The following is a 22,984-nucleotide window of genomic DNA, read 5'->3' on the forward strand; positions in this document are numbered from 1 at the left end:
TATTAGTGTGATTTATAAAGCAGACACAGAAGCTGTGAAGGTCCCATGGAAGGAAAAATCACCTGGCCATGAGTAGGTGGTTAAGCGAGCGAAGTAGAGAATAGTATAGCCTTGCCATAGCTGCTTCTTCAGACAGGTATATCAAAAACTTATACTTTATACTTGTAATGATTATAGGGTATTATAGTAGATGTCTTCAATAAAGTTTCATAGATATTGATATATTTAGCTGTGGAATAGCATATAATCTTCTGAAAAGGCGAAAACGATGACGAAATCTATACTTCCGGGGCTCTACCTGTACTTTGTTGTATACCTGATGTTTGGGGCATCTGCTGGTGCAGCAGCTCAAAGTTTCTCCATAGAGTCGGTCATGAGCCACCCTTTCCCGACAGAGCTGACCACGGCTGCGGAAGGCTCCAGAATGGCTTGGGCATTTAATGAGCAAGGGCGCCGCAATGTATATGTGGCAGAAGGGCCGGATTTTAAGTATAGGAGGCTTACCAACTACTTGAAGGATGACGGCCAGGAAATCACCAGTTTGTCTGTCTCCAATGACGGGCAGTGGGTGGTGTATGTGCGCGGCGGCGAGCATGGCTCTATCTGGGATGCGCACGAGACTGTAAACCCCGAAAGCTTGCCCATCCCGCCCAAAGTAGAAGTATGGAGCGTACTCTTTAACGGCGGCGAGCCAATCCGGATAGGAGAGGGCAGTTACCCGGTTATCTCTCCAAATAACAAAGAGGTAGCCTATACTTACAAAGGACAAGTATGGCTGGCACCGTTGGATGGATCAGCGCCTGCGCAACCCCTTTTCGTAACCCGCGGCAATGTAGGTTCGCTGGTATGGTCGCCGGATGGGGTGCAGCTGGCCTTTGTAGCCAACCGCCAGGGGCATGCCTTTATCGGTGTCTACACTAATCCCGAAACGCCTATCAAATGGATAGCGCCTGCCCTGGCCAGCGACCGTTCCCCGCGCTGGTCTCCGGATGGCAAGCGCCTGGCTTTTGTGCGTACACAAGGAACGGGAGGCGCGCCGCAGCCTTTGCTAGAGTGGCAGCACCGGCCCTGGAGCATCTGGGTGGCCGACGTAGCAACTGGTGAAGCGAGGCAAGTATGGAAAGCGCCTCAGACACTGCGTGGTTCCATCCCGCGCACGAACGGAAGCTTCAACCTGCGCTGGGCGGCAGGCGAACGAATTGTGTATGTGTCTTATGAAGACGGCTGGCCGCATTTATACTCTATTCCTGCTGACGGAGGAAAACCGCTGTTGCTTACCCCGGGCCAGTTTGCCGTGGAGCATGTCAAGCTAAGTCACGACCGGAAATGGCTTGTATTCAGCGCTAACACTGGGCCAGACAAAGAAGACATAGACCGTCGCCATGTCGCGCGCGTGCCCGTGGACAAGACTGCCATGGAGGTACTCACCACAGGAGAGGGCATCGAGACCATGCCGGTGCTGATGGGGGACGGGCGAACACTGGCCCTGCTAAGCGCGACTGCCCAGCGCCCGCCGCTGCCTGCCGTGATGGACTTCAAGCGCAAAGCCAAAATTCAGCTCCTAGCTGAAGATTTACTTCCCTCAGACTATCCGCAGCAGAAACTGGTGATACCCAAGCAGGTCACATTTAAGGCGGAGGATGGCGTGCTGGTGCACGGGCAGCTGTTCGAGCCGAAGGGGGGCGGTAAGAAACCGGCCATTGTTTACATTCACGGCGGACCATCGCGGCAGATGCTGCTGGGCTGGCACTACTCCGACTACTACAATAATGTGTACGCCATGAACCAGTACCTGGCCAGTATGGGCTTTGTGGTGCTGTCGGTGAACTACAGGCTGGGCATTGGCTACGGGTATGATTTCCAGCACCCGGAAAACAGCGGCGAGGCAGGCGCCTCGGAGTATAAAGACATCCAGGCGGCAGGCAAGTGGTTGGCCGCACAACCGCAGGTGGACGCCAAGCGCATTGGGGTATACGGCGGCTCTTATGGCGGGTATCTGACCGGGCTGGCCCTGGCGCACAATTCCGACCTGTTTGCCGCGGGGGTGAACATCCACGGCATGAGTGACCTGACCTATGGCGGCATTACCCGTATCCTCTACCCGGACCGCTACGAAAAGGCACCCGACGCAGCGCAGGCCGCCGAAGCCATGTGGAAGTCCTCACCGGCCGCCTGGGTGGCCAACTGGACATCGCCCGTGCTCCTCATCCATGCCGACGACGACCGCAACGTGGATTTCCGTGACAGTATGGACCTAGCGCGCCGCCTGGAGGATAAAGGTGTGCCCTTCGAGACGCTGGTGCTGGTGGATGATACCCACCACTGGATGCGCTTTGCCAATGCCGTGAAGGTTAACGCGGCCACGGCTGATTTCTTCAAAAGAAAATTGCTTGATATCAGCGAAGTGGGTCTGCAGAAGGGAAATTAGCAACGAGTTCTGATGTTGGCTTTAGCCGTCTTCCCGATATTTTGCCTGTACTTCCTCTGACGTCAGGCCAAAGATGGGCGGTGTTTTAATATCCAGCATATTGAGATAAATGTAAAGCTGCCCTCGGTGGTGTATTTCGTGTTCTACCATAGCACGCAGCCATTTCCAGAGCGTAATCTCGCCGCCGGTAGGCGTGGTGCACCGCCGGGAGAGGTCCTTATCCTGCAGGCTGCTGAAAATCTCCATAGACTGCTGGTGCATTTCCTCAAAGAAGCGAAGTACCTGCTCGTAGCCGTCTGCCAACTCCTTGCCGCAGCCACTGTAGCGGCCGGGCTTGCCCTGTGCCACTTCAGCGTACAAATAGCGCTCTATACAGGCAATATGCCTGAGCATGTCGGCTATGGTGAATTTCCCAGGTTTGTAGGCCCAATCCATGTGCTCGGGAGGAATTACCTGCACTACACGGTTGGTGCGCTCCCTGACCCGGGTGTAATAGTTTAGAAATGAGTTAACCGAAGTGATTTCCATTGGCTTGGCGGAGGTTCGTTTTCACGATGTACTACGGAAATATTATTAGGTTATATTTTAACTTCTATCGGCCAGGGAAGTATAAACCCAAAAAGCACTCAAAAGAAAATGGAAAAAGACAAAGAGAAATACCTGGAGGCGCTGCGCCAAAACAAGGGCAAGGAAGACGAAATTGAATTAGGGAAAAGCCTGGGTTTCAGCAAAGAGTATACTGACAAGATTATTCAGGAACTGATGGCAGAAGAACGGATCACCTACCATGCGGGCCAAACCTGCAATTACAAGGTAGTGGAGTAAGGTTGACAGAGAGGATATACCTGTTGCCGTTTGCCTTCCAATCTATAATTGATGATAAAGAGCCCTGCCTGATAGATGCATGTAGCTTTTGCCGGGCAGGGCTTTTTGTTGGTAGTTTTTTAGTAGTTGTTGAAGTAGCGCGTTACCAGCATGTCGGATTTTGGCTACAGCACCAACTGCTCAAATAGCCTGTCGAGCGTCTCCTGGGGGTTGGCGCATAGGCCAGGGTGCACTTGGGAGGTTTGCACGATGGTGCTGCGGTTGGCGGTAAGCCAGCGGAAACGCGAAGCCGTACCCAGTTGCCCGATGGGGCCACCCTCTTTGCGGCCGGCGCATACTTTCTCAAAGGCACCCAAACGCTGGTGCAGCTCCTGTAGATCAATGCAGCTTGAAAAGGCTCTTAACCGGTTCTCGTCGAGGGCATACCTGGTCTGCAGAAAGCCTTTGGACGAGCAGAAAAGAATCACCCCCACATTCAGAAACTCCTCCCGCTCCACCCTGGGCACCACCCGAATCACGGCGTACTCAAATAAGTGCTTTTCTTGCATGGTCGGCTCCTTTTACAAAGGTTTCTGAATGGGCGAGACGTGTCTCTAAAAAGTGGGCATAGGCCTGGCGGTGCTCCTCGGCAGACTCAAAAGGCGATTCCACGCCTTTAAGCCAGCTGTCGGGGATGACTGAAAGTATAGCCTGGATACGATCCGACGAAAGTACAGCTCGGAAGGCGGCGTCTACAGCCTCCAACTCCGAGGCCAGTGGCAGCAGCACATGGTCTTTTATCTGGGGGAAAGGGCGTTTGGCCTGCTCTTCCCAATTGTTCCAGGAGTGATGGAAGTATAGGGCAGCGCCGTGGTCAATCAGCCACAGTTCCTTCTTCCACATGAGCATGTTGGTATTGCGGGCGGTGCGGTCCACGTTCATCACCAGGCTGTCGAGCCATACTATCTGGGAGGCAAGGGTCGCATCCAGGGTCGTCACGACCGGGTCAAAAGTGATGGCGCCGGAAAGGTAGTGCAGCGCCAGGTTCAGGCCCTCGCTGGCCCGGAGCAAATCCTGTATTTCCTCGTCCGGCTCGGTGCGCCCGAAAGCCTCATCGAGCGTGGCAAACACAATTTCGGGTACTTTAAAGCCCAGAGCGCGGGCTATCTCGCCAACAATCAACTCGGCGATCAGTACCTTTATACCTTGTCCGGCGCCGCGAAACTTGAGTACGTACATAAACTCATCGTCCGCCTCCACAATGGCCGGCAACGAGCCGCCTTCGCGCAGCGGGGTGATGTACCGCGTCACGTCGACAGTCCTTATTTCAGGTGGGGTATACTTCATTTATACTTGTTCTCTGCGGAGACCTCCGCTTTGTTTGCATTTTGCCTCTTGTAACCCCAAATTAACGGAGTTTGTTTTTGCCTATACTTTGACCAGCTGTTTCTGCATGCACACGCTGTTCTCAACTCCCTTGTACTGCCCATAGTTCGGGATAAGTGTGTAGCCGCATTTTTGATAGAGGCTGATGGCTTCAGGCTGCTTTTTACCCGTTTCCAGGATGCAGGAAGTATAGCCCAGTTCTGCTGCCCATCGCTCCAGTTCCTGCATCACCTGCCTGGCAATTCCCTGTCCCCGCAGCTCCTCCCGCACATACATGCGTTTCACTTCGGCAACGCCTGTTTCAAAGGGTTTAATAGCCCCGCAGCCCACCGCCATACCTTCCTGGTAAGCCATCACCACCTGCTGTATTTTGACAAGCTTGTTATACTGCGCATAGAAAGCATGTTCCGCCCCGTCGCGCACCGCCAGGTCCTGGTCGAGCAGGGAAACCAGCAGCCGGAAGTCAGGGTTATTTGAGTCGGTTCTAATGATTTGGAGCATAGGAGTAGCAGTAAGCAATTGCTCTGGCAAGTATAGAAAAAGTATCGCTATTCTGAAGGGGAAGACGCTGGCTATTGCTAAAAAAGAATACCTCCGGTGTTTATATGGCAGTTTATACTTTCACGCGCTTCCAGGTGCCGCGCCGGAATAGCCACCAGCTAACGAGGGCGTGTAACGAATGGCAGAAGGCAATGACGATAAAAACGCCTGTGGCCGCAAAGCCCAAGTAGATAGCCATCAGGTAAGCCAGGGGTATCTCTATGACCCACAGCACAAAGATGTTGATGAAAGCAGGAGTACTGGTATCGCCGGCCCCGTTGAAGGCCTGCACCATCACCATACCCAGCCCAAAGAAAATGTAACCCAATGTGATGATTTGCAGGGCATCTGTGGCAATGCTGATTACCTCGGCCTCCCTGGTAAAGAAGCTGGATACGTGCTCGCCGAAAAGTAAAAACAGGAGCGTGACAACGGCCATGAACACCATGTTGTAGCGTGCGGTGAGCCATACGGCAAGCTCGGCTCTTTTTGCTTTACGGGCCCCCAGGTTTTGGCCCACCAGCGTAGCGGCTGCAGACGATAGCCCCCAGGCGGGAAGCAGGGTAAAGGTAATCACGCGGAAAGCGATGGTATACCCGGCCAGGGCATTACTGCCAAACTCTGCCATTAGTCTCGTCAAAAAGATCCAGCTGGCCGAGTCGATCAGGTACTGGCCCACACCGCCGGAGGAGAGCTTCAGGATGCGGAGAATCATTTTAAGGCTGATCACCAGGTTATCCCCCGTGATTTTCAGCACGTGTTTTCCGTTGAAGAGGTGGTAGAGCTGGTATACCACACCCAAACTTCGGCCAATGGTGGTGGCCCAGGCTGCCCCTGCCAACCCGAGACCTTCAATGTTGCCAATACCAAAGATAAGGAGCGGATCCAGGACGATGTTGATGCCGTTAGCCAGCCAGAGCGTGCGCATGGCCAGGTGGGGCAAGCCTGCGCCCCGGAAGGCTCCGTTAATGAGGAATAGGAGCAGAATGGCCACATTACCGGCAAAGATCACCTGCGCATACGTCACGCCCTCTGCCACCAGCTCTGGCGCGGCCCCCATCAAGGATAGTAAATCACCGGCAAAAAAGGTGGCGATGCCGCCCATCAGCAGGGCCAGCACGATGCCCGTCACGATCAGCTGAAAAGTTATACTTCCGGCCTCCCTATACTTTTTCTCCCCAATCCGCCGCGACACCAGGGCGGTGGCGGCAATGCTGATGCCCATGCCCACGGCATAGATGATCATCAGGATGGACTCGGTTAGCCCCACGATGGCCAGCGCGTTCGCCCCAAGCCTGCCCACATAGAAGATGTCTACGATGGCAAACAAGGATTCCATGAGCATCTCCAGAATCATGGGGATGGCCAGCAGAATGATGCTGTTCCGGATGCCAAGCGTGGTGTAATCCTGCTCCTTGCCCTTTATGGCAGACCAGACGAGCTGCAGAAATTCTCTAAGGTTTGTCATGGAAAGGAGAGGCTACAATCAAGAGCAGTAATTTACTGGCTTTGCCGGCTAAATGTTGGCGGCATTTACGGTTCTTTTCGCTCCAGAAGAAAGTATAAATTGTAAGTACAAGGGCCGGAGTTAGCCTTATCGTTGTTTTATACTTTAGAAGTTACCGCAATCTTCAGCACCACCTTACGTACCACGCGCTCACCGGTAACCATAGCCGCATGCGCATCGTCCGGGAAGAAAATGGTAAAGGAACCGGCAGGCACTTCAAACCAGCTGTTGGTTCGGTCGGGGAAGAAGGCGGCGTCGCGCTCGTCCTGGTAAGGGTCGTTGGGGGCAGCGCATTGCGCCAGGTCCTTCCAGCCCATGCGGTCGGTGCCGGAGATGATGTACTGGATGTCGATATACTTGCGGTGGACTTCCAGCTTGTAAGCCTCTTCCGAAAAGCCCGGCCCGTCGGAGATGATCGCAAACAGGTTGCGGCCTTCTATTTCATGTACTCCGGTTGCCGCTGAGGCTAGGTCTGTGTTGGTCAGGTAATCGAAGGCGCTTTCGAAGAGCGGGTGCAAAGTATAGTAGCGTTGTGCGTTGGCAAGTTTGTCGAGAACCATGGGAGTTTTGGAGTTAGAAAGTTAGACAGATAGAAAGTTAGAGAGTTAGAGAGTTAGAGAGTTAAAAAGTATGCAGTGCTTCGTTTATACTTTGCATCTTTAGTCTTTTGTCATCAAGTCTTTTGTCATAAAACTTGCTAGGAGATAAGGATATCAAAACGAACGAAACAGCGGTTTATACTTGTTATAAAATGCTAATTTTAATTTACCGTCCTGCGCAGGCCGTAAAACGCGGTCACTTGCCCTTTTTTGGCCGTTTTGCCCCGGTCGCTGGCCTGCCCTCCCGGACGGGTTGGGCGGCAAATGTTTCCCTGACGTTTCCCTGAGCCGCCGCGTACAGGCTCAAACTCAGCGCGTCCTGCTGCTGCTGTCCCAGGCGCTTCATGTAAAGCTGCGTGGCCTGCACGTCGGCATGGCCCAGCAGCTCCTGCACGGCCCGGATATCGCCCGTCTGCTGCCATACGTGGTCGGCAAAGGCGTGGCGCTGCATGTGGCTGGTCAGGTGGGGCAGCCCCGCCCTTACAGCCACCCGGCGCAGGGCCGAGTTGATGCGGGCGTTGACACGCTTGTAAAGCGCCTGCCGCAGGCCGTCTTTTGCCGTGGCATCACCGGCCTGCAAGTACGGGAAAATATACGGCCCTTCCTTGGGGTACTGCGCTAAAATCCATTCAATCCCTTCGTGGCGCGGCACAGTCTTGGTTCCTCTTGACCGCTTTCGGGGCTTAAAGCGGATGTGCGTGGCGGTCACGTCCGCCCACTTCAACGTATAGACCTCCGAGACGCGGGCTCCGTTAAGGAAAAACTGCATCAAAAACACGTTGCGGGCGTGGTGCTCCGGCTCCGACAGCCCCTCCAGTTCGCGCAGTCCCATGACTTGCGAGGCCGTGGGGCGCTCCAGGGCAGGGTGCTCCGCTTCCACCGGCGGGAGGTCAAACGGGTTGGGCATGGGCGCAATCCAGCCCTCCAGGATGCCGTGCCGGAAAAAGGTGCGGTACACGGCCAGCGCGTCGTTAATCGTCTGCGTGCCGTACCCGGTGCCTTTGCCCTTTCTCGTGTCGCAGGTACGGAAGAAGTGCACCATTTCGGCTACTGTCGAGGGTGTGAGGCGGGCCGGGTCGTCGGGCCGCTCACCCCAGTAGCGGGAAAAATAGCCGAGCTGGGTGCGGTACACCTCTGCTGAGCCATGCTGGCCCAGCTTCTCCTTGCGGGCAATCCACTCGCGAGCGAAGGCCAGGAACCCGCGCCGCGGCGCTTCCTCCGGCTGGCCGTAGGCATCGCGGATCTGCGTGGCGGTATAAGTGGGGTGCTCGCTCTCGATGTGGCGCAGGCGCTTGAGGGACTTGACCAGCTGCAGGTTCAGGGCCGCGTGGTCAAAGTGACGGGAGGTAACCCAGTTATTTTTGCCTTCCTCGGCATCCTCGTTCCACTCGCTCTTGCGCTTGTCACGGTGATACTTTAAAAAGATGCCGGTCTGCAGGTAACGGGTCTGGCCTGCCTTGCGGATGCGGACGCGCACGGCTGAACGGCCCGCCGCATCCACCTGGTCGGTGCGGATGGTCACTTTGTAAATGGCATTCATAGGGATAAGCGGTAATAGGGTTTAGGTTCTGGCTGTAATGGGCAGAAAGGGCACCTGCCGCTGCTGTTGTTCCAACTGTTGGATGCGCTGGCCTTTCTCCCATAGCTGCGCGTGGCACTCCTGGAGCAGGCCGCTCTTGACACGGAGCTGGTCCAACACAAGGGTAATCTGCTTGACTAGGCTCCTGTTTTGTTTGCGCAGGTGGGTGTTTTCCCTTTTAAGGAACTCATTCTCCTTCAGGATGGCGTTCAGGTCCTTTTCGTTAGCGGGGTGAATGTGGATGTCGCGACCGGCCTGGTTGACATGCTCCATGTCGCGACCGGCAGAAAGAGTCTGCGTGTTTGAGTTTTTCGCGGGCCAGGCAGGGGCTGTTTGTTTCCTAGCACGGTACAGCAGGGCAGACTGCACCGCGAGCGCGGCCACGCCAAGGGCCGCGATGGTTTCAAAAGGGGTAAGCATAAGATAGATGGGTAGCGGTTTAAGTTTGTTTACCCAAGTATATAGATATTTATGATTACCACCAAGGTAATTGGTTTATCCTGCAACGGGTGCTGTAATTGGAGTTTTTGGGGCTTTGTCTAAAAATAATCGGAGGTTATACCAAAAAAACATAGACTTAGCCTAGATTTTTAGGAGGCAAACGGTCAAAAAAAAGAAGGAAATTTAGAAACATTCTACTTAAGCTTTTCCTTTAGCTCTTCTTGATAGAAGGCTAGCAGCTTTAATAACTGCTCCCTTTCGCGCTCTAAGGTCCTAACCTTGTCGCGCTCTTCCTCCAGCTGCCTTGCCAGCTCAGGGGCGATTTCCTTTTTGGCGTCCTTGTCCATAATGGGTGGTTTTCCGATTACCAGGTAGGTAAGTGATACGCCAAATTTAATATACAGGTTGGTAATTACCGAGAGATTTGTATTGCGCACGCCGTCGCGTAGTTCGTTGAAGTGGGTGTCTGAGAAACCGCAGGCAATCGCAAACTCCTTTTGCGAGGTTACTATGCCCCGGTCCTTTAGATGGTCGTACGCCTTGATTAAGCGCACGCTAACGGGGTGCTTCATATGATGGTTTTAGTCCTTACGCCCTTTTAGTAAGGCGATCATATCCTCTTTGTCTTGAAGGCGCTCATTCAGGTGGCCAATTTCCTTATTTAGATGGGTGATTTCCTTTAGCGCAGCCGCCAACTTTTGCTCACAATCTCCACCCCCGGTGGAAATATCCCTTCCGGCCTGGTTTACACCCGACATATCCCGCCCAGCCGATACGCTTTGCCCCTTGGAGTCGCCGCCTTTGATTAATTCATCCAACGATATGTTGAATTTATTAGAAATCAAGACGAGTGATTCCAATGGGATAGGCCTTTCCATATTGGAGTATTTGCTAAAGTTTGACTTGTCAAGATTGAACTGCTCACTGAATACCGTCTTCCCGGCCCGCATTTCTTCGTAGCCATTGTCTTTAAACAAATCCATAACGCGCTGATTAATAGCACATTCGAAAGACGAAATCTTTTTCATAGAAAATATTTTGAAAATATTTGGCAAATGTGTTGATAATAATCGTCCGTTTGACGTACTTTGTCGTATACAAAATCACATAGAACATCAAAGTAAACAAAAGGCGAAATGAACACCAAACAAAATAGCAAAATCAAACTGCCACGGGGCTGGAACAAGAAAATCCAGGGCATGGCAAAGTGTTCTGCCACCACTGTGACAAAGAAGATCCAGGAGGGTGATACGGACCATGATGTGTGGAGGGCTTACAAGCAGCTTCTAGGGGAGGCTTTAACCAAAAAGAAGGCAAAGCAGCACGAGGTAGAAGAGGCCAATAAGCTCAGGGAGCAGCTTGAGGTAGCTTAATTCTAAATACGCAAAATCAAATATTCAGATAATCCTAAAAGCTAGAAATCATGAAAACACTTTTATCCAACCCAGACAAGAAAGCCTACGCCATCATCGCCGCCTATTTCGCGCTGGCCACCCCGATTTCCCATTTCTTAACGCTACTGCCATGACTGTTGCCGTGGTGCCCGCCGAACAGCACGAGGCTTTGCTGAGGCGGGTGGAGAAGTTGGAGCGCCTGTTTGAGGGCTACATCTCCGCAGTAGACGACGAGATTAAGGGCTACAAGGCAGCCGGGGAATATGTGGGATTATCCGAAAGGCAGCTCCGCAGGCTGGTGAAGGCAGGGAAAGTGCCCTGTAGCGCCCACGGCACCCGCGTCACCTTCTCCCGCAAAGACCTCTACGACTACAAGCAAAGCCGCAAGCTGGCTTACTAACAACTAGAAGTTTCACCCTAACGCCCGAGGCCACACCCGCCGCAGGGGCACCCCATAACATGAGAGACATCACCGCATTTGACCAGAGAGTAGAAAAGTTCATCCACCGCCGCACCGCCTGCAACGTGATAGACCAGCCCGGATGGGTCACCTTCACCCGCATCAGGCAAGGCGAAAATGCCCATGCCAGAGAGCTGGCAGCCCGCAGCAGGGCCGGACTTATACCCTGCAGCCCCTGCCGCATTGAGGATGCGGTGCCCGCGCCCGTGAGATGACATAGTTAATCATTCACCCCTAAAACCTTAAAACGATGCTACAAGAGCTTACCAACGAGCAAAAGGCGCAACTGCTGCTGCAAGGGTGCCAGTTCACGATTAAACGCAAGTTCCGACCCCTGCAGCCGAGGATGCTGACCCGCAACAAGGGCAGCTACACGGCAGTGTACGAGTTCTCAGACTTCGGGCAGGAGAAGTTCGAGGGGGAGCTGGAGAAGGTAACCCCGGAGCAGGTGATAATCTCCTACCTCAAGTTCGGAGAGGCCAAAATGCACCACGTGCTTTTGGAAAGCATCGAAATCATCAACTAGTAAACCTGTTAATCCCTAATCCCAATGCAATTACGAAAAGCAACCAGACAAAAAGCCAAGCTCAGAATCGGACTATCCGCCCCTTCCGGCTTCGGCAAAACCTACTCTGCCTTACTACTAGCCTATGGCATCACAGGCGATTGGTCAAAGATTGCCCTGATTGACACCGAGAACGGTTCGGGCGAACTCTACTCCCACTTAGGCGATTACAACGCCCTGCCATTAGAGGCCCCTTACTCCCCTGAGCGCTACATAGAGGCTATCCGGGTATGCGAGAATGCCGGAATGGAGGTAATCATCATTGACAGCATTTCCCACGAGTGGGAGGGTGTTGGCGGCATTCTGGAGCAGGCAGACAGCATAGGCGGCGGCTTCCAGTCCGCTTGGAAACAGCTAACCCCGCGCCATGAGAAGTTTAAGCAGGCAATCATCACCTCCAAGGCACACACCATCACCACTGCCAGAAGAAAGCAGGACTACGTGCTGCAGGAAACCACCAACAGGCAAGGTAAAACAGTGCAGGCCCCTGTAAAAGCCGGATTCAAGGAAGTAACCCGCGAAGGATGGGAGTACGAGCTAACCGTGAACCTGGAAATCATTAACGCCAACCACTACGCCAGAGCTTCCAAAGACCGCACCGGCCTATTTGCTGACCGACCAGAGTTTGTTGTTACGGTGGAGACAGGACAGCAGTTGAAAGAGTGGAGTGAAACTGGCGTGGATGTGTTACAACTGGCCCTGAAGGAGGTAGAAGAATGCACCGATGTGGAATGCACAAAGAAGGTATGGCATAAGTATCCAAACCTGAAAGAAGTGGCAGAATTTAAATCTGCTGTAGCTGAAAAAGGGGAAAGCCTGAAAGCAGAGGTGCAGGAGGGCAAAGTAGTAGAGCAAGAAGAGGCACCAGCAACAGAGCAAGGTATCTCCAACGAGCAAGCAGAGCAGATACTGGAGCTGCTGAAGCACCCGGCACAGGCAGAGGCCACCGTGAAGAAAGTAACCAACAGCCTTTACAGCCTCAGCTTTGAGAAGGCAGCGCAGACAATAGAGGTGCTTCAGAAGAAGATTAACACCTACGAAAAGGCCCAGGCCCATGCCTAAGATTACCGCCTCGATACACAAGCGAAAGGAAGGCTACTGTTACGAGGCACCCTGGATGATAGGAGGCCGGATGGGCAAGAGCTTTATCCTGACCCGCAACGGCTTCCTGCTTCATCTGCCTGTAAAGTATTGCCCGGTGCGGCTGGTAGACGACGATAACGTGGAGGTGGAAGTGCCCCACTGGCTGTACCAAAAGAACCTGAGCTTTTTTAGCTAACACCACCCTTCACCCTTATACCTTTTTATGATGACACTCCAGGACCCGGCTGCAAAAGTCGAGAGAGCAATTGATGCCTATTTGCAAGAAGTGAAAGCCATGACCGGCTTATCCTTCCAGGACAGACCGATGCAGAAAGCGAATCCTTACGCTATCATCGAAGAACTGGAAGTAATCCTGACGGACATGAAGCAGGCCGTAGCAGCGCACGAGGCTTCCACCTTCAAGCGACTAGAGCATGAAGCCACCGTGATGCTAACCCGCGCCAACATCGAAAGCATAGACTTAGAAACAATGGATTTAATCGAACCAGCAAGAATACTGCGATGAAACAACCAACCATTACACCTGAGAAGCTGCAGGACTTCATCGACAGCGAGGGCGTCACCTTTGCCCAAACCGACACGGCAGACACGCTGAACCGGGGGAAAACGCTGGACGTGTGCCTGAACGGGACCCTTGTCGTCTGCCACGGCTGCAGGGTCGTCTACCGGGGCACCGATGCCATCGAAGCGGTTGCCGCCTACAACAACTTACTGTAGTAAAATAAAGCCTCCTAACAGGGGGTGTACGAGCCAAAAAGCATAAAAAAACCAAGTTTCACCCTTACCTCACCCGAGATGAAAAAACCGAAAAACCCCGCGCTGCTGCTCATTGTGTTGGGCTGTTTTGCGCTCCTGCTTACGCAGCTTTCCAACAACGCCCTGGTGATAGTGCTGGGGCTGGTAGTAACAGCCATTGCCTGGGGCGCTGGCTTCTGCTACTGGGGCTACCCTTTGCCCAAGTGCATCCTGAAAGACCCGGTAACAGGCGAGGAAGGGGAGGGGTTACATGCCCGCGATTTAGCCCGCTACTTGGTGGCAAGAGCCTGGAACGCAGCCAAAACACCCTTAGCCGCCCTGCTCTACATCGCCTTTATACTCATCCTGATTTACATGTAAGTGTAGCAGGATAATCATCCAGCCGCCGCCCTGGATTATAAGGAGTGGCAAAAGAGAAATAAGTGTAATGCAATAACCTAATATTCAAATCAGCACATGGAAAAGACATCTAAGATGTACAGAGATATGGCTAACAAGTTTAACCAGTTAGCCTATGAAGCCGAAGAAATTGAAAAGATACATCCACTCTGGAAGGCTCAGGCGGAGGATGTGAAGTCAGTTCTTGAAGAAATGCGGCGAGTTGCAACGCTCGAATCAGCGCACTTTTCAAAAATATCCCCCGATGATAAGTACCCTACCAACGAAAAGGAGGCAGACGCTTTCATCAAAGCCAGAATAGATCTCTGGTTTAAAACTTGGATTGTAGGTCCAATTGACTGCCTTCTGAAAGATGGCAGATGGGGTTAAGTCTAATGTATCAATCAACCTAATGAATTTATGAAGTATAAATACACCCTCTGGCAACTCAACCTCGAAACCGACAAGCGGGAGCCAATCGCTGTAAAGTACAGCATCAATGCGATGTACCAGCACTTGCAGGAGCACCATCCGGACGCAGGCATTTCGCTAGGCTCCTTCCGCTATCATGTGAGCAACTGCACGCACTTCTATTTTGGCAAGTGGTTCAGACGGAACAACACAATGTGCTACCCACTGTCGATAACGAGAATACCACAACCCAAGGCAACAGAGCAAGAAAAGTGTGAGAACCCAAAATGCAAGTTTGAGGCACCAAAAGACCCTAAAAGCCCTTTTGGGTATTGCACCCAATGCTGCGAAAAAGTGAGGTCAGTACTGGACAAACTTTAACATACTGATAAAATGAACATCAAAGACAATTATATCCAGACGTACGCTGGACACAGATTTCACCCGTTCGACAAGACACGACAGGAAATCTGCATACAGGACATTTCGCAGGCGCTGAGCAATATCTGCCGATTCACGGGCCATACTAAAGAGTTTTACAGCGTGGCGCAACACTCCGTGCTCTGCTCGCTGAAGGCCTCCCCGGATGCTGCGCTGTACGCGCTGCTGCATGATGCAAGTGAGGCTTATCTGGGAGATATAACCCGCCCTATCAAGATAACACCGCACATGGAGTTCTACTTAGCGGCAGAGGCGGGCATTCAGTGGCACATCAATAAGCGTTTCGGTCTGCACCCAGGGTGGGCGCCGCCTCAAATCGCTGCTGAGGTAAAGGAGATAGACAACCGCATGCTCTTTACTGAAAAACGTGACTTGCTGCCACACAACCTGAACTGGGGGTATGAGATGGAGCCCTATCCTGAAGTTATTGAACCGCTGCCGCCAAAGGATGCGAAGCTGCTGTTTCTAAAGCGATTTGCGGAATTGTATAATCCTGTAACCACAGACAACTAAACCATGCCAGAATCTAAAAAAATTGAGTTCGATGGAATTGAGCTTTACCGGTTAGCGGATAGCCTACTGACAAGCATCAATATCGACAAAAGGCACCTTGCCACATGGAAAGAATATCAAAGCAAGGCCGACACTCATTTCAAGCCAGGGGAGATTACTTCTTCAATAAACCTATACACCAGGTTAGTTAATGAGAACATAACTCTCCGGCACAAAATCCTAATCAATTATGCCAAGAGGCAGACCCAAGAAAGCAGCGCCTGTTTTGCTATCCTATGTGGTAGATATTAAGGCGCAGACGCTTGCCCATAAGCAGCAGGTCCGGACTGTTGAGGACTTGGAAATCCTCTGTGCAATGCTGGACAAAATCAAAAAAGACGCTGCCAGCGTGGTGGCTGAGAACAACAAAAGAACCTAATACTTTTAGCGATAAGCCATGACACAGACCGCAAAACCCAACCCGCGCTACAAGGAGCAGACTGCCCGCGACCTCTTGGAACAGCGCAAGCGCGAGCCGCAAATCCGCATGATGTACGCCGCCAAGCTGGCCGGTATGCCCAACGAGAAAAGGGAAGAGAAGATTCCCCGCGAGTTCATCGGCAAAGCCTTCACGGCAGACTACGAAGTGGTGATAAGCGCCCTGATTAGCTAAACGATTGCAATGAACCTTTAACCATCTAATCCCATGATTTCACAAGTATCCATAAATGACAGGCTAAAAATTAGCGAGGCACAGCTTCAGGAGTTGAGAGCATTCTGCCCCGAGGCCCGGTTCAAAACGCCAAAAGACTACTACGCTTGGGGTGCGCCTGATGAAGAGAAGGCTGCCAAGCAAGAGGAAGAATACAGGAATGATTGTGAAGGCGATTTAAAGCCCTTAAAAGAGTGCGTGTTCCTGGCTAACATCAGCGTCTTGTTTGCCCGTTGCCCCTTCATTCACGGGGTGCAGGTAAAGCAGGTGATACCCTTCACAGAAGAGCGAACGGGTGGTTCTGTTGCAGATTTCGCAGCCCTGCTAACTCGGTTTGAGGAAACCGCCAAAAAGATAAAGGATGCCGAGCGGCTTTTTAACGAGAAGTGCCAGGTGCATATCGGAGGCAACATGCTCCTAAATATTAACGAGCTGATGCTGAAAGAAGATTCCTGCACGGATGCCCTACAGTCCGAGCTTAACAACGGCTGGCGCATTATCTCCGTGTGTGTGCAGCCTGATGGCAGAAGGCCCGACTACGTGCTGGGGCGCTACAACCCCACGAAAGATGCCAGCGAAAGCGAAGCCCTTAGATAGCAATTAAATCAAATCCATAACCCTCTAACAACCTTTTTATGAATGCGCAAATGACCAATGCCAAACTCCTGTTCGCAGCCCTTGCCGTCCTGCTCTTAGGGGCTGTGAGCTGCAACCCTAAAATGGTGCAATGCCCGGCCTACTCCCACCAGCCAGCTTCAAAGTCCTTAGACCGCAAGGTATGGGGCTCCGACGAGGCTCCAAGAGAGGTACGCAACAAGACTGCCCACTACCGCTACAAGGGGCAGCGCAGCCAGTTAGCGGACTTCTTTAGCCGCAGGTAATGATGCTCAGGAAAGGGGAGCGGATTGTGGACGAGGCCAAGTTTGTAGCCGCCAACACCAGCCGCTCCCAACACTGCAAAGGCAGGGCGAAAGAAGCCTATCAGGAGAACCTGGACAGGTATTACGAACTGAAAAAGAAGCAAGAGAAATGAAAGACCTAACACAAATACCTTTTACAGCAGCCAACTTCCACTTGCTAGAGAATCCACATATCCCGTATTGGCTGTGGGAAGACTGTGCCGAGATATACGGACAGGAGGAACTGGCAAAGATGAAAGCTGAACACGCAGAGGCCGAGAGTAAGCTTCTGTTCAGCGGCATCCATATCTCCTACGAGTCTTGTGACTGTGGTGACGGCTATGGCTGCTCACACGGAAGCTGGCCTTACGAGATGACCATCAAAGGCAATGAAGGCTATGAAATACTTTTTGAGGAGGACGGCATTTACTTCCGCAAAGGGAATCGGTGGATTACCTACAGCGATTTAAACGGGCTTACGATGGCAGACTTCGTGAGAGCCTGTGAGTACGTGGGCATCACATTAACACCTGCCAATAACATTGCTGACACCTTCACCGGCACCGAAAACTTCGCATAACCCCCTAAGCCAGAACCATGACAAAGTATATCCAAATAACCAAAGCCTCTTACGCCAATGCTTGGTATAAGAACAGAATAGGCATGTTGTACCCTGTGGTAGAGTCCACTGATACGCATTATCAAATTGATTTGCCTTACTCTAAAGTTCATATCTATAAATCCGACTGTGAAGAAGTAGCCCTGCCCACTATAACAGAGCAGCCAGTTTGCTTGGATGGGGACATGGGGCACCTGCACACCAACAAGGCGCTTCGTGATTTAGCCCATCAGGTAGCCCAGGAATATAAAGCCAGTACAGGCGGCAACTACTGGGAGTTTAAAGAGGTGTTCTGGAATGGCTGCAAAGCGATGGAGCAAGTAGGGAAGCCTAACCCCGCCGGCGCTCACCTTATCACCACAGCCCAGGCCGACACCCTTGTTCAGGCAGTGAAGATACTGGAGATGCGGGGGGAGCACAGCATGGCCGCTATGCTGCGCAAAGACTTCCCTGCTGTGTTTGCCCCTGCCAAGACCTACAGAGTAGGGCAGCGGTTCGCAAAAGAAAATGAAGTGTACATGATGTGCCGAACGGGGGTGAATCAAGTGTGTCTTATCTGCCTAGAAGATGGGATCTACTACAACAACCCGCTCGATGTAACAGATGACACCAATATCACACAGCACGAATTTAATCTAGTGGCAGGGGGCAATGGAGAGCGGTTCACCCTCTTACCCGACACCACCGCCCTCGAAGAGTTCAACGACTACGACAACTTCCTGCCCAACGCCCTGAAAGGAGGCCGCGATGTTTGAGCTGACAGACGAACAGGCAAGGGCGCTGGCAGAGCAGGAATGGGACTACCAGCTACCCCCTAAGCCAAAGAAGAATCCGAAGCGCGAGGTATTTGAGCAGCCGACACAGGAGCGCAAGGTATACTTCCAACGACCGGCAAAAGACGGCCTGATGCGCTACAGCCCCAGGCGCTACCGGTTCAGGATATATGGTCAAAAACTGACACCTAAAAGAGAGAAGTGATATGAACAAGACAGCCTTAAACCGAATCGCCAGAAACAACGCGAAGGTGGCTAAAAACAAAAAAGTGACCCATTGCTATATCTCTAAGGGGTCTTATTACCGCCCTAACTACTGTGGCTATACCGATTACACCACTAGAGCTGGTGTATACACGAAAGAAGAAGCGCTTAAATGCGCAGCGAATTGCAGCGAACTAACCTTGGTGCCCATTGATATAGCAAAGCATAACCAGCGCATAATGGCGGAAATCAAAGATTTATCAACTCGCATTATAACCTAACCAACCATGACACAGCAAGAACAGACCGAACTCCACCGCCTGCTGGCGCAACTGGCAGACAGCGACTTCTACGCCTACGGGCAGGCCCTGCAAGACCACGACGCCTTCAAGCGTCTACAGGCTATGGCCACCGCGCCCCGCTACCCCGAAGGCAACGAGCACCACATCCGGGCTATTGGCTGGCAGGAGCTGGTGAGCATGGCCGACTTTGCCGAACGCTACCGGCTCAAAGAGGTAGTGCAAACCATTCACGCCGAAATGCAACGCCGCCTGCTCAAGCTGGTCCCGGAAGGGGAGGCCGTAACAGGGGATGTAGGAGCTGAAAGCAGGGAGAGTTGAGGTGGGGAGGGAGGATGGGGAGACTAGCCTTTGTGCGGAACGCTAACCGTCCCTTTCTCTTTCAGTTCAACCAAAAGCAGCCGGACATATTCAGCCAGCTTCCTTTTGTCGTTGTCAGCAAGGTCCTGATAAAATTTTCTGGTGTCCGGATCGACACGCAAGGAGATAGGCTTGGTATACTCAGTTGTCATAGTTATAGCAGTTTCTCAAAGATATAAAATGCCTCTCAAAAAAACAATAAGATTCTCATTGCATCTTACAGATGCTTTGTGTAAATTAGCAACATGATTACACACTAACCCATTCAGTATGAATCTGCTCCCATATCAAAAATAGCTATTCACCCATAAAATAATATTAATAGCCATGAAATTACCTGCTATACAGTTTTATCCGGCAGACTGGCGCAAAGACCCAGGCATACAGGCCCTAAGTTTTGAGGAGCGCGGCGTGTGGCTGGAGCTGCTTTTCCTCATGCACGAATCAGACAGGAGGGGGCGGCTTCTGCTGGCTGGCAAACCCATCAGCGAGGAAAGATTAGCAAACATCCTGCATATAGATAAGCAAAAGATAAGCACCATGATAAGCACATTTTTAGAGCTTGGTGTAGCAAGCTTATGTGAAGAGACAGGAGCCCTGATGAACCGGCGAATGGTGCGCGATGAGGAGCTTATCAGCAAACGGCGTGAAGCTGGCAAAAAAGGGGGTAATCCTGACTTTAAAAAGGGCGAATCCAACCCGTATTACAATAAAGATAAGCAAGACGACAACCAGGAAGATAACCCGGTAAGCAATCAAGAGGATAAGCAGGGAGATAACCAAGAAGATAAGCAAACGGATAAGCAAAAGATAACCCCTTCATCTTCATCTTCAGCTTCGACTAATAAAGATAAATACCAGGCTAAAGCCTGTGAGACTTGGTTTATCAAGAAGTTTAATGAAATCACCGGGAAAGAGCACCGCGTCCTTCCTAAAAAAGTCAAAGCAGCCCTAAAAGCCCGCATTACAGAGGATGGCTATACCAGCGCTATGTTCATTCAGGCGATTCAAAACTGTATGGCCGACGAGTACCACCGCGAAACCGGGTTGAAACACCTCACCCCTGAGTTTATTACCCGGGCCGACAAGCTGGAGAAGTACCTGCACCAGGGCAGCGGGCAGTCGATGTCCATTAAGCCTAAGACCATTTCCTCTGTAGAGGAACAGCTTGATTATTTCGGGGGAGTTTAACCATTAAATTTTTACAGCTATGATACAGCCGAACTATTGGGATTTACCGGAAGAGTTGGAGAACGAGCGCAAGCTGTCCTATGAGCTTTTTAGTACGCTCTACAATGAGAAAGTGGAGCGGATACAGCGAAACTACAGCCGGGATCTGACCGAAGCGCAGTTTGCACTAAACAAGAAAGATGAGGAGCTGCTGCTGGCCACCGAGGAGTTTTTAAACGTCCTGCTGCTGCAAATAGACAGGCTCTGCCGGATGAACGCCGGACTGAATAAAAACCTGATGGAATCTGTGCAGGACGTGGACAGGCTGATTGAGGGGGGCGTGTTCAAGAACCGCCTGGAGATGCTAGTGGCGAAGTTAAAGCATAGCGCGGCGGTCCATGAAGGTGCTTAATCTATCCGAGAAGCTACGGCAGTTTGACCCAGCCAAGCCCGAAAGCGACACCAACAACACCTTGCCAGACAAAGTGCAATTGAAAGAAATGGTGCGGCGGGCGGGAGATATGGCCGAAAAGATGAAACAGCAGTTCAAACATGGCAAAAGCAGGGGTAAAACGACACGGCTGCCTGAATTGGATCCTCATTTTACCTGGAAACAGGGCTTTTTATATGCTATTACAGGCTACCCGCAGAACGGCAAAAGTGAGATGACAAACTTCCTAGCCTTGCTCAAAGCAAAGTTCGACGGGTGGAAAGTGCTGATGTATTCGCCCGAAAGCTCTCCGATTGACGAACTGTATGATCAATTGGCGCACACGCTGGTAGGGCAAAGCACGGACCCGAAGTTTAAGAACCAGATGAGCATGCGGGATTATGAAACGGCTATTGACTTTCTGCATCACCATTTCTATGTGATTGATGATGACTTGCTGGAAGATCACAATATCCTGCCAACGCCCTATAATCTGAGGCAGATTGCTATGGATTTGCATGCAGACAGCAAATTCGAGCTACTGATTAAAGACCCTTGGAATACGCTCGTGCATGACTTGTCCATTCGGGATGATAAGTACCTGCAAGATGAGCTGAGGCAGGAAAAGCGAATCGCTACCAAGCTGCAGATTCACAACGTGATTCTGGTGCATCCGAGGGGCGGCATTGAGAAGGGGAAAGACGGCTCACTGCCAGTGCCTACGGATGACCATATCGCCAACGGGGCCATGTGGCGCAACAAGTGCGATGTGATTGCCAGCGTGCACCGCCCGAACTACCATCTGGACCGAACCGACCGGGCGGCGCTCTTTGCCTCGCATAAAATTAAGAAGCAGCCACTGGTAGGTATCCCGGGAGAGATACACATGCTCTTTAACCCGCGTGAAAACAGGTATTATATCAATGGGCGCTGCCCGCTGGTGACACCAGGGGAGCAGCCGCCAACGCTTTATCAGGAACTAAGCCAGTTCCCGGCTAGCACCTTTGAAACAGAATCCACTAAACCAATTGATGCACCATTTTAACATAAACTATCATGCAACTATCTACCAAACAGCAACTCTTCCTGGACATGGCACTGGAGGGCAAAAACATCTTCCTCAAAGGGAAGGCAGGCACCGGGAAAAGCACCATCACGAAAATAGCTATAAAAGCCCTGGAAGAGGCAGGCCGAAAAGTGGTAGCCATTGCGCCTACAGGCGTAGCGGCCAACAACATCGGAGGGCAGACCATCCATTCCATGTTCAGGCTGAATCCCTACGGCGTGCTTGACTTTGAAAGCTGCAATGAGGTGTCCGGCGAAAAGAAGCGGCTGCTAAAAAACATTGACACCATTTTTATTGATGAAGTATCCATGTTAAGGCCGGATATTCTGGACGGTATCAACTGGACGCTGCTGAAGAATGGCTGCAAAGGACTGGAGCACTACCAGGTGATATTTGTGGGAGACATGAAGCAGTTGCCGCCCATCATCAACGACAACACCAGGGCGGTCCTTTATCAGAACTACGAAGGGGACCGGGTGTTTGACGCGCAGATTTACCCGCTGCTAAATGTCACAGTCGTAGAGCTGGATGAGATACTGAGGCAGTCTGACACCGACTTTATCGACGCACTGAACCTGTGCCGCGAGGGACTGAAAGCACCGTACTTCCGGCAGTTCCTCGGTTCGGCTCCTAATGGCGGCATTGTGCTGGCCCCGCACAACGCCACCGTGGCAGCTTACAACAAGGCCGGGTTAGCAGCTATCAATAGCGAGCTGATAGAGTTTGAGGCGAAGATACAAGGCAACCTGAAAGCGGATGACTTTAACCTGGAATCTCACATTCAGGTGAAGCACGGTGCTAAAATCATGTACCTGGTAAACAGCAAAACAGCCCCTTTGGTGAATGGTACGCTCGGAGAGTTTATAGTGAAGGATAAAAAGTACTTCATCCGGGCTGAAGGGATAGACTATGCGTTAGAGCCGGTATTCTTTACCAAAAAGGAATATGTTTTCAGCAGAGAAGAAAACAGGCTAAAACTGCAGGAGGTGGGCTCTATTGAGCAGATGCCCTTCAAATTAGCCTATGCACTTTCTATCCACAAAAGCCAGGGCTTGACCTTCGACGAAGTAACGATAGACCTGCGAAAGCCCTGTTTCCAGGAAGGGCAGCTTTATGTGGCGCTTTCCAGAGTGAGAACCCCTGAAGGGCTACGGATACTGGCCTAAA

General features: G+C 51.8%; 39 protein-coding genes. 28 read left to right on the plus strand and 11 right to left on the minus strand.

Going from position 1 to position 22,984, the window contains the following annotated elements; all coding sequences use genetic code 11:
* The first annotated feature begins 268 nt into the window (after positions 1-268).
* A complete protein-coding gene (locus C8N40_RS18590) occupies positions 269-2,428 on the plus strand; it encodes a S9 family peptidase (RefSeq protein WP_245905186.1) in 2,160 nt (719 codons plus the stop codon).
* 21 nt (positions 2,429-2,449) lie between these two features.
* Here C8N40_RS18590 and C8N40_RS18595 read toward each other — a convergent pair whose 3' ends face one another.
* A complete protein-coding gene (locus C8N40_RS18595; RefSeq protein ID WP_108213316.1) occupies positions 2,450-2,956 on the minus strand; it encodes a DinB family protein in 507 nt (168 codons plus the stop codon).
* A gap of 108 nt (positions 2,957-3,064) precedes the next feature.
* On the opposite strand from C8N40_RS18595, the gene C8N40_RS18600 reads away from it, so the two are divergent.
* Entirely contained in the window at positions 3,065-3,253 is a 189-nt protein-coding gene (locus tag C8N40_RS18600; protein ID WP_108213317.1) for a hypothetical protein, read from the plus strand.
* 164 nt (positions 3,254-3,417) lie between these two features.
* On the opposite strand, the gene C8N40_RS18605 is transcribed toward C8N40_RS18600, so the two are convergent.
* From C8N40_RS18605 to C8N40_RS18645, 9 genes are all read right to left on the minus strand, one after another.
* Positions 3,418-3,801, minus strand: coding sequence for a DUF3037 domain-containing protein (locus C8N40_RS18605; protein ID WP_108213318.1), 384 nt, complete (start codon positions 3,799-3,801; stop codon positions 3,418-3,420).
* Entirely contained in the window at positions 3,779-4,579 is an 801-nt protein-coding gene (locus tag C8N40_RS18610) for a HipA family kinase (protein ID WP_108213319.1), read from the minus strand. Before C8N40_RS18610 ends, C8N40_RS18605 begins: the two co-directional genes overlap by 23 nt.
* An 81-nt stretch (positions 4,580-4,660) precedes the next feature.
* Positions 4,661-5,119 (minus strand): GNAT family N-acetyltransferase, encoded by a 459-nt coding sequence (locus tag C8N40_RS18615; protein WP_108213320.1) that lies wholly within the window; start codon positions 5,117-5,119, stop codon positions 4,661-4,663.
* 112 nt (positions 5,120-5,231) lie between these two features.
* A complete protein-coding gene (locus C8N40_RS18620) occupies positions 5,232-6,626 on the minus strand; it encodes an MATE family efflux transporter (protein ID WP_108213321.1) in 1,395 nt (464 codons plus the stop codon).
* Positions 6,627-6,763: 137 nt separating this feature from the next.
* Positions 6,764-7,225, minus strand: a complete 462-nt coding sequence (locus C8N40_RS18625) for a NanQ anomerase/TabA/YiaL family protein (RefSeq protein ID WP_108213322.1) — start codon at positions 7,223-7,225, stop codon at positions 6,764-6,766.
* Positions 7,226-7,460: 235 nt separating this feature from the next.
* Positions 7,461-8,804, minus strand: a complete 1,344-nt coding sequence (locus C8N40_RS18630) for a tyrosine-type recombinase/integrase (RefSeq protein ID WP_108213323.1) — start codon at positions 8,802-8,804, stop codon at positions 7,461-7,463.
* 21 nt (positions 8,805-8,825) lie between these two features.
* On the minus strand, positions 8,826-9,263 hold the full coding sequence (locus C8N40_RS18635) for a hypothetical protein (RefSeq protein ID WP_108213324.1): 438 nt from the start codon (positions 9,261-9,263) through the stop codon (positions 8,826-8,828).
* Positions 9,264-9,478: 215 nt separating this feature from the next.
* Positions 9,479-9,856, minus strand: coding sequence for a hypothetical protein (locus C8N40_RS18640; protein ID WP_108213325.1), 378 nt, complete (start codon positions 9,854-9,856; stop codon positions 9,479-9,481).
* Positions 9,857-9,865: 9 nt separating this feature from the next.
* Complete coding sequence (locus tag C8N40_RS18645; protein WP_146173597.1) at positions 9,866-10,312, minus strand: hypothetical protein; 447 nt, start codon at positions 10,310-10,312, stop codon at positions 9,866-9,868.
* A 108-nt stretch (positions 10,313-10,420) separates the two neighbouring features.
* On the opposite strand from C8N40_RS18645, the gene C8N40_RS18650 reads away from it, so the two are divergent.
* The 22 genes from C8N40_RS18650 (at position 10,421) to C8N40_RS18750 (ending at position 19,112) form a co-directional block, all read left to right on the plus strand.
* Positions 10,421-10,657, plus strand: a complete 237-nt coding sequence (locus tag C8N40_RS18650) for a hypothetical protein (RefSeq protein WP_108213327.1) — start codon at positions 10,421-10,423, stop codon at positions 10,655-10,657.
* 151 nt (positions 10,658-10,808) lie between these two features.
* The gene (locus tag C8N40_RS18655) at positions 10,809-11,078 is read left to right on the plus strand and encodes a helix-turn-helix domain-containing protein (RefSeq protein WP_108213328.1); all 270 of its coding nucleotides are present in this window, start codon (positions 10,809-10,811) and stop codon (positions 11,076-11,078) included.
* A gap of 59 nt (positions 11,079-11,137) precedes the next feature.
* Positions 11,138-11,353 (plus strand): hypothetical protein, encoded by a 216-nt coding sequence (locus tag C8N40_RS18660; protein ID WP_108213329.1) that lies wholly within the window; start codon positions 11,138-11,140, stop codon positions 11,351-11,353.
* Positions 11,354-11,388: 35 nt separating this feature from the next.
* Positions 11,389-11,664, plus strand: a complete 276-nt coding sequence (locus C8N40_RS18665) for a hypothetical protein (RefSeq protein ID WP_108213330.1) — start codon at positions 11,389-11,391, stop codon at positions 11,662-11,664.
* A gap of 24 nt (positions 11,665-11,688) precedes the next feature.
* Complete coding sequence (locus tag C8N40_RS18670; RefSeq protein ID WP_108213331.1) at positions 11,689-12,765, plus strand: AAA family ATPase; 1,077 nt, start codon at positions 11,689-11,691, stop codon at positions 12,763-12,765.
* Positions 12,758-12,982, plus strand: a complete 225-nt coding sequence (locus C8N40_RS18675; protein WP_108213332.1) for a hypothetical protein — start codon at positions 12,758-12,760, stop codon at positions 12,980-12,982. The genes C8N40_RS18670 and C8N40_RS18675 overlap by 8 nt, the downstream gene beginning before the upstream one ends.
* A 99-nt stretch (positions 12,983-13,081) precedes the next feature.
* On the plus strand, positions 13,082-13,312 hold the full coding sequence (locus C8N40_RS18680; protein WP_146173598.1) for a hypothetical protein: 231 nt from the start codon (positions 13,082-13,084) through the stop codon (positions 13,310-13,312).
* Entirely contained in the window at positions 13,309-13,524 is a 216-nt protein-coding gene (locus C8N40_RS18685) for a hypothetical protein (RefSeq protein ID WP_108213334.1), read from the plus strand. The genes C8N40_RS18680 and C8N40_RS18685 overlap by 4 nt, the downstream gene beginning before the upstream one ends.
* A gap of 78 nt (positions 13,525-13,602) precedes the next feature.
* Positions 13,603-13,923 (plus strand): hypothetical protein, encoded by a 321-nt coding sequence (locus tag C8N40_RS18690; RefSeq protein WP_146173599.1) that lies wholly within the window; start codon positions 13,603-13,605, stop codon positions 13,921-13,923.
* Between the two features lie 96 nt (positions 13,924-14,019).
* Positions 14,020-14,331 carry a hypothetical protein gene (locus C8N40_RS18695; protein WP_108213336.1) on the plus strand — a complete coding sequence of 104 codons (312 nt, stop codon included), beginning with the start codon at positions 14,020-14,022 and terminating at the stop codon, positions 14,329-14,331.
* A gap of 30 nt (positions 14,332-14,361) precedes the next feature.
* Positions 14,362-14,733 carry a hypothetical protein gene (locus tag C8N40_RS18700; protein WP_108213337.1) on the plus strand — a complete coding sequence of 124 codons (372 nt, stop codon included), beginning with the start codon at positions 14,362-14,364 and terminating at the stop codon, positions 14,731-14,733.
* Between the two features lie 12 nt (positions 14,734-14,745).
* A complete protein-coding gene (locus C8N40_RS18705) occupies positions 14,746-15,306 on the plus strand; it encodes a hypothetical protein (protein WP_211318146.1) in 561 nt (186 codons plus the stop codon).
* A 229-nt stretch (positions 15,307-15,535) separates the two neighbouring features.
* A complete protein-coding gene (locus C8N40_RS22475) occupies positions 15,536-15,724 on the plus strand; it encodes a hypothetical protein (protein WP_146173600.1) in 189 nt (62 codons plus the stop codon).
* A gap of 18 nt (positions 15,725-15,742) precedes the next feature.
* On the plus strand, positions 15,743-15,958 hold the full coding sequence (locus C8N40_RS18715) for a hypothetical protein (RefSeq protein ID WP_108213339.1): 216 nt from the start codon (positions 15,743-15,745) through the stop codon (positions 15,956-15,958).
* Positions 15,959-15,991: 33 nt separating this feature from the next.
* Positions 15,992-16,594 carry a hypothetical protein gene (locus C8N40_RS18720; RefSeq protein ID WP_108213340.1) on the plus strand — a complete coding sequence of 201 codons (603 nt, stop codon included), beginning with the start codon at positions 15,992-15,994 and terminating at the stop codon, positions 16,592-16,594.
* A gap of 38 nt (positions 16,595-16,632) precedes the next feature.
* Positions 16,633-16,878 (plus strand): hypothetical protein, encoded by a 246-nt coding sequence (locus tag C8N40_RS18725; RefSeq protein ID WP_146173601.1) that lies wholly within the window; start codon positions 16,633-16,635, stop codon positions 16,876-16,878.
* A complete protein-coding gene (locus C8N40_RS22780) occupies positions 16,878-17,030 on the plus strand; it encodes a hypothetical protein (RefSeq protein ID WP_170114149.1) in 153 nt (50 codons plus the stop codon). Before C8N40_RS18725 ends, C8N40_RS22780 begins: the two co-directional genes overlap by 1 nt.
* On the plus strand, positions 17,027-17,476 hold the full coding sequence (locus C8N40_RS18730) for a hypothetical protein (protein WP_108213342.1): 450 nt from the start codon (positions 17,027-17,029) through the stop codon (positions 17,474-17,476). The genes C8N40_RS22780 and C8N40_RS18730 overlap by 4 nt, the downstream gene beginning before the upstream one ends.
* A gap of 17 nt (positions 17,477-17,493) precedes the next feature.
* Complete coding sequence (locus C8N40_RS18735) at positions 17,494-18,270, plus strand: hypothetical protein (RefSeq protein ID WP_108213343.1); 777 nt, start codon at positions 17,494-17,496, stop codon at positions 18,268-18,270.
* Complete coding sequence (locus C8N40_RS18740; RefSeq protein ID WP_108213344.1) at positions 18,263-18,493, plus strand: hypothetical protein; 231 nt, start codon at positions 18,263-18,265, stop codon at positions 18,491-18,493. Before C8N40_RS18735 ends, C8N40_RS18740 begins: the two co-directional genes overlap by 8 nt.
* Before the next feature lies 1 nt (position 18,494).
* Entirely contained in the window at positions 18,495-18,773 is a 279-nt protein-coding gene (locus tag C8N40_RS18745; RefSeq protein ID WP_108213345.1) for a hypothetical protein, read from the plus strand.
* Positions 18,774-18,779: 6 nt separating this feature from the next.
* Entirely contained in the window at positions 18,780-19,112 is a 333-nt protein-coding gene (locus C8N40_RS18750) for a hypothetical protein (RefSeq protein WP_108213346.1), read from the plus strand.
* 23 nt (positions 19,113-19,135) lie between these two features.
* On the opposite strand, the gene C8N40_RS22785 is transcribed toward C8N40_RS18750, so the two are convergent.
* A complete protein-coding gene (locus C8N40_RS22785) occupies positions 19,136-19,303 on the minus strand; it encodes a hypothetical protein (RefSeq protein ID WP_170114150.1) in 168 nt (55 codons plus the stop codon).
* Between the two features lie 283 nt (positions 19,304-19,586).
* Here C8N40_RS22785 and C8N40_RS18755 point away from each other — a divergent pair, with 283 nt between their 5' ends.
* The 4 genes from C8N40_RS18755 to C8N40_RS18770 are packed head-to-tail and all read left to right on the plus strand — an operon-like array spanning position 19,587 to position 22,983.
* Positions 19,587-20,342 carry a conserved phage C-terminal domain-containing protein gene (locus C8N40_RS18755; RefSeq protein ID WP_170114151.1) on the plus strand — a complete coding sequence of 252 codons (756 nt, stop codon included), beginning with the start codon at positions 19,587-19,589 and terminating at the stop codon, positions 20,340-20,342.
* 19 nt (positions 20,343-20,361) lie between these two features.
* The gene (locus C8N40_RS18760) at positions 20,362-20,733 is read left to right on the plus strand and encodes a hypothetical protein (protein WP_108213348.1); all 372 of its coding nucleotides are present in this window, start codon (positions 20,362-20,364) and stop codon (positions 20,731-20,733) included.
* Complete coding sequence (locus C8N40_RS18765) at positions 20,720-21,796, plus strand: hypothetical protein (RefSeq protein WP_108213349.1); 1,077 nt, start codon at positions 20,720-20,722, stop codon at positions 21,794-21,796. The genes C8N40_RS18760 and C8N40_RS18765 overlap by 14 nt, the downstream gene beginning before the upstream one ends.
* An 11-nt stretch (positions 21,797-21,807) precedes the next feature.
* Positions 21,808-22,983 (plus strand): ATP-dependent DNA helicase, encoded by a 1,176-nt coding sequence (locus tag C8N40_RS18770; protein WP_108213350.1) that lies wholly within the window; start codon positions 21,808-21,810, stop codon positions 22,981-22,983.
* The last annotated feature ends 1 nt before the right edge of the window (position 22,984 follow it).

The sequence above is a fragment of the Pontibacter mucosus genome, assembly GCF_003054055.1.
Lineage (GTDB): Bacteria > Bacteroidota > Bacteroidia > Cytophagales > Hymenobacteraceae > Pontibacter > Pontibacter mucosus.

Coding starts and splice junctions, on each gene's coding strand:
- C8N40_RS18590 (WP_245905186.1), top strand. CDS start 269: ATGACGAAATCTATACTTCCGGGGCTCTACCTGTACTTTGTTGTATAC.
- C8N40_RS18595 (WP_108213316.1), bottom strand. CDS start 2,956: ATGGAAATCACTTCGGTTAACTCATTTCTAAACTATTACACCCGGGTC.
- C8N40_RS18600 (WP_108213317.1), top strand. CDS start 3,065: ATGGAAAAAGACAAAGAGAAATACCTGGAGGCGCTGCGCCAAAACAAG.
- C8N40_RS18605 (WP_108213318.1), bottom strand. CDS start 3,801: ATGCAAGAAAAGCACTTATTTGAGTACGCCGTGATTCGGGTGGTGCCC.
- C8N40_RS18610 (WP_108213319.1), bottom strand. CDS start 4,579: ATGAAGTATACCCCACCTGAAATAAGGACTGTCGACGTGACGCGGTAC.
- C8N40_RS18615 (WP_108213320.1), bottom strand. CDS start 5,119: ATGCTCCAAATCATTAGAACCGACTCAAATAACCCTGACTTCCGGCTG.
- C8N40_RS18620 (WP_108213321.1), bottom strand. CDS start 6,626: ATGACAAACCTTAGAGAATTTCTGCAGCTCGTCTGGTCTGCCATAAAG.
- C8N40_RS18625 (WP_108213322.1), bottom strand. CDS start 7,225: ATGGTTCTCGACAAACTTGCCAACGCACAACGCTACTATACTTTGCAC.
- C8N40_RS18630 (WP_108213323.1), bottom strand. CDS start 8,804: ATGAATGCCATTTACAAAGTGACCATCCGCACCGACCAGGTGGATGCG.
- C8N40_RS18635 (WP_108213324.1), bottom strand. CDS start 9,263: ATGCTTACCCCTTTTGAAACCATCGCGGCCCTTGGCGTGGCCGCGCTC.
- C8N40_RS18640 (WP_108213325.1), bottom strand. CDS start 9,856: ATGAAGCACCCCGTTAGCGTGCGCTTAATCAAGGCGTACGACCATCTA.
- C8N40_RS18645 (WP_146173597.1), bottom strand. CDS start 10,312: ATGAAAAAGATTTCGTCTTTCGAATGTGCTATTAATCAGCGCGTTATG.
- C8N40_RS18650 (WP_108213327.1), top strand. CDS start 10,421: ATGAACACCAAACAAAATAGCAAAATCAAACTGCCACGGGGCTGGAAC.
- C8N40_RS18655 (WP_108213328.1), top strand. CDS start 10,809: ATGACTGTTGCCGTGGTGCCCGCCGAACAGCACGAGGCTTTGCTGAGG.
- C8N40_RS18660 (WP_108213329.1), top strand. CDS start 11,138: ATGAGAGACATCACCGCATTTGACCAGAGAGTAGAAAAGTTCATCCAC.
- C8N40_RS18665 (WP_108213330.1), top strand. CDS start 11,389: ATGCTACAAGAGCTTACCAACGAGCAAAAGGCGCAACTGCTGCTGCAA.
- C8N40_RS18670 (WP_108213331.1), top strand. CDS start 11,689: ATGCAATTACGAAAAGCAACCAGACAAAAAGCCAAGCTCAGAATCGGA.
- C8N40_RS18675 (WP_108213332.1), top strand. CDS start 12,758: ATGCCTAAGATTACCGCCTCGATACACAAGCGAAAGGAAGGCTACTGT.
- C8N40_RS18680 (WP_146173598.1), top strand. CDS start 13,082: ATGACCGGCTTATCCTTCCAGGACAGACCGATGCAGAAAGCGAATCCT.
- C8N40_RS18685 (WP_108213334.1), top strand. CDS start 13,309: ATGAAACAACCAACCATTACACCTGAGAAGCTGCAGGACTTCATCGAC.
- C8N40_RS18690 (WP_146173599.1), top strand. CDS start 13,603: ATGAAAAAACCGAAAAACCCCGCGCTGCTGCTCATTGTGTTGGGCTGT.
- C8N40_RS18695 (WP_108213336.1), top strand. CDS start 14,020: ATGGAAAAGACATCTAAGATGTACAGAGATATGGCTAACAAGTTTAAC.
- C8N40_RS18700 (WP_108213337.1), top strand. CDS start 14,362: ATGAAGTATAAATACACCCTCTGGCAACTCAACCTCGAAACCGACAAG.
- C8N40_RS18705 (WP_211318146.1), top strand. CDS start 14,746: ATGAACATCAAAGACAATTATATCCAGACGTACGCTGGACACAGATTT.
- C8N40_RS22475 (WP_146173600.1), top strand. CDS start 15,536: ATGCCAAGAGGCAGACCCAAGAAAGCAGCGCCTGTTTTGCTATCCTAT.
- C8N40_RS18715 (WP_108213339.1), top strand. CDS start 15,743: ATGACACAGACCGCAAAACCCAACCCGCGCTACAAGGAGCAGACTGCC.
- C8N40_RS18720 (WP_108213340.1), top strand. CDS start 15,992: ATGATTTCACAAGTATCCATAAATGACAGGCTAAAAATTAGCGAGGCA.
- C8N40_RS18725 (WP_146173601.1), top strand. CDS start 16,633: ATGAATGCGCAAATGACCAATGCCAAACTCCTGTTCGCAGCCCTTGCC.
- C8N40_RS22780 (WP_170114149.1), top strand. CDS start 16,878: ATGATGCTCAGGAAAGGGGAGCGGATTGTGGACGAGGCCAAGTTTGTA.
- C8N40_RS18730 (WP_108213342.1), top strand. CDS start 17,027: ATGAAAGACCTAACACAAATACCTTTTACAGCAGCCAACTTCCACTTG.
- C8N40_RS18735 (WP_108213343.1), top strand. CDS start 17,494: ATGACAAAGTATATCCAAATAACCAAAGCCTCTTACGCCAATGCTTGG.
- C8N40_RS18740 (WP_108213344.1), top strand. CDS start 18,263: ATGTTTGAGCTGACAGACGAACAGGCAAGGGCGCTGGCAGAGCAGGAA.
- C8N40_RS18745 (WP_108213345.1), top strand. CDS start 18,495: ATGAACAAGACAGCCTTAAACCGAATCGCCAGAAACAACGCGAAGGTG.
- C8N40_RS18750 (WP_108213346.1), top strand. CDS start 18,780: ATGACACAGCAAGAACAGACCGAACTCCACCGCCTGCTGGCGCAACTG.
- C8N40_RS22785 (WP_170114150.1), bottom strand. CDS start 19,303: ATGACAACTGAGTATACCAAGCCTATCTCCTTGCGTGTCGATCCGGAC.
- C8N40_RS18755 (WP_170114151.1), top strand. CDS start 19,587: ATGCACGAATCAGACAGGAGGGGGCGGCTTCTGCTGGCTGGCAAACCC.
- C8N40_RS18760 (WP_108213348.1), top strand. CDS start 20,362: ATGATACAGCCGAACTATTGGGATTTACCGGAAGAGTTGGAGAACGAG.
- C8N40_RS18765 (WP_108213349.1), top strand. CDS start 20,720: ATGAAGGTGCTTAATCTATCCGAGAAGCTACGGCAGTTTGACCCAGCC.
- C8N40_RS18770 (WP_108213350.1), top strand. CDS start 21,808: ATGCAACTATCTACCAAACAGCAACTCTTCCTGGACATGGCACTGGAG.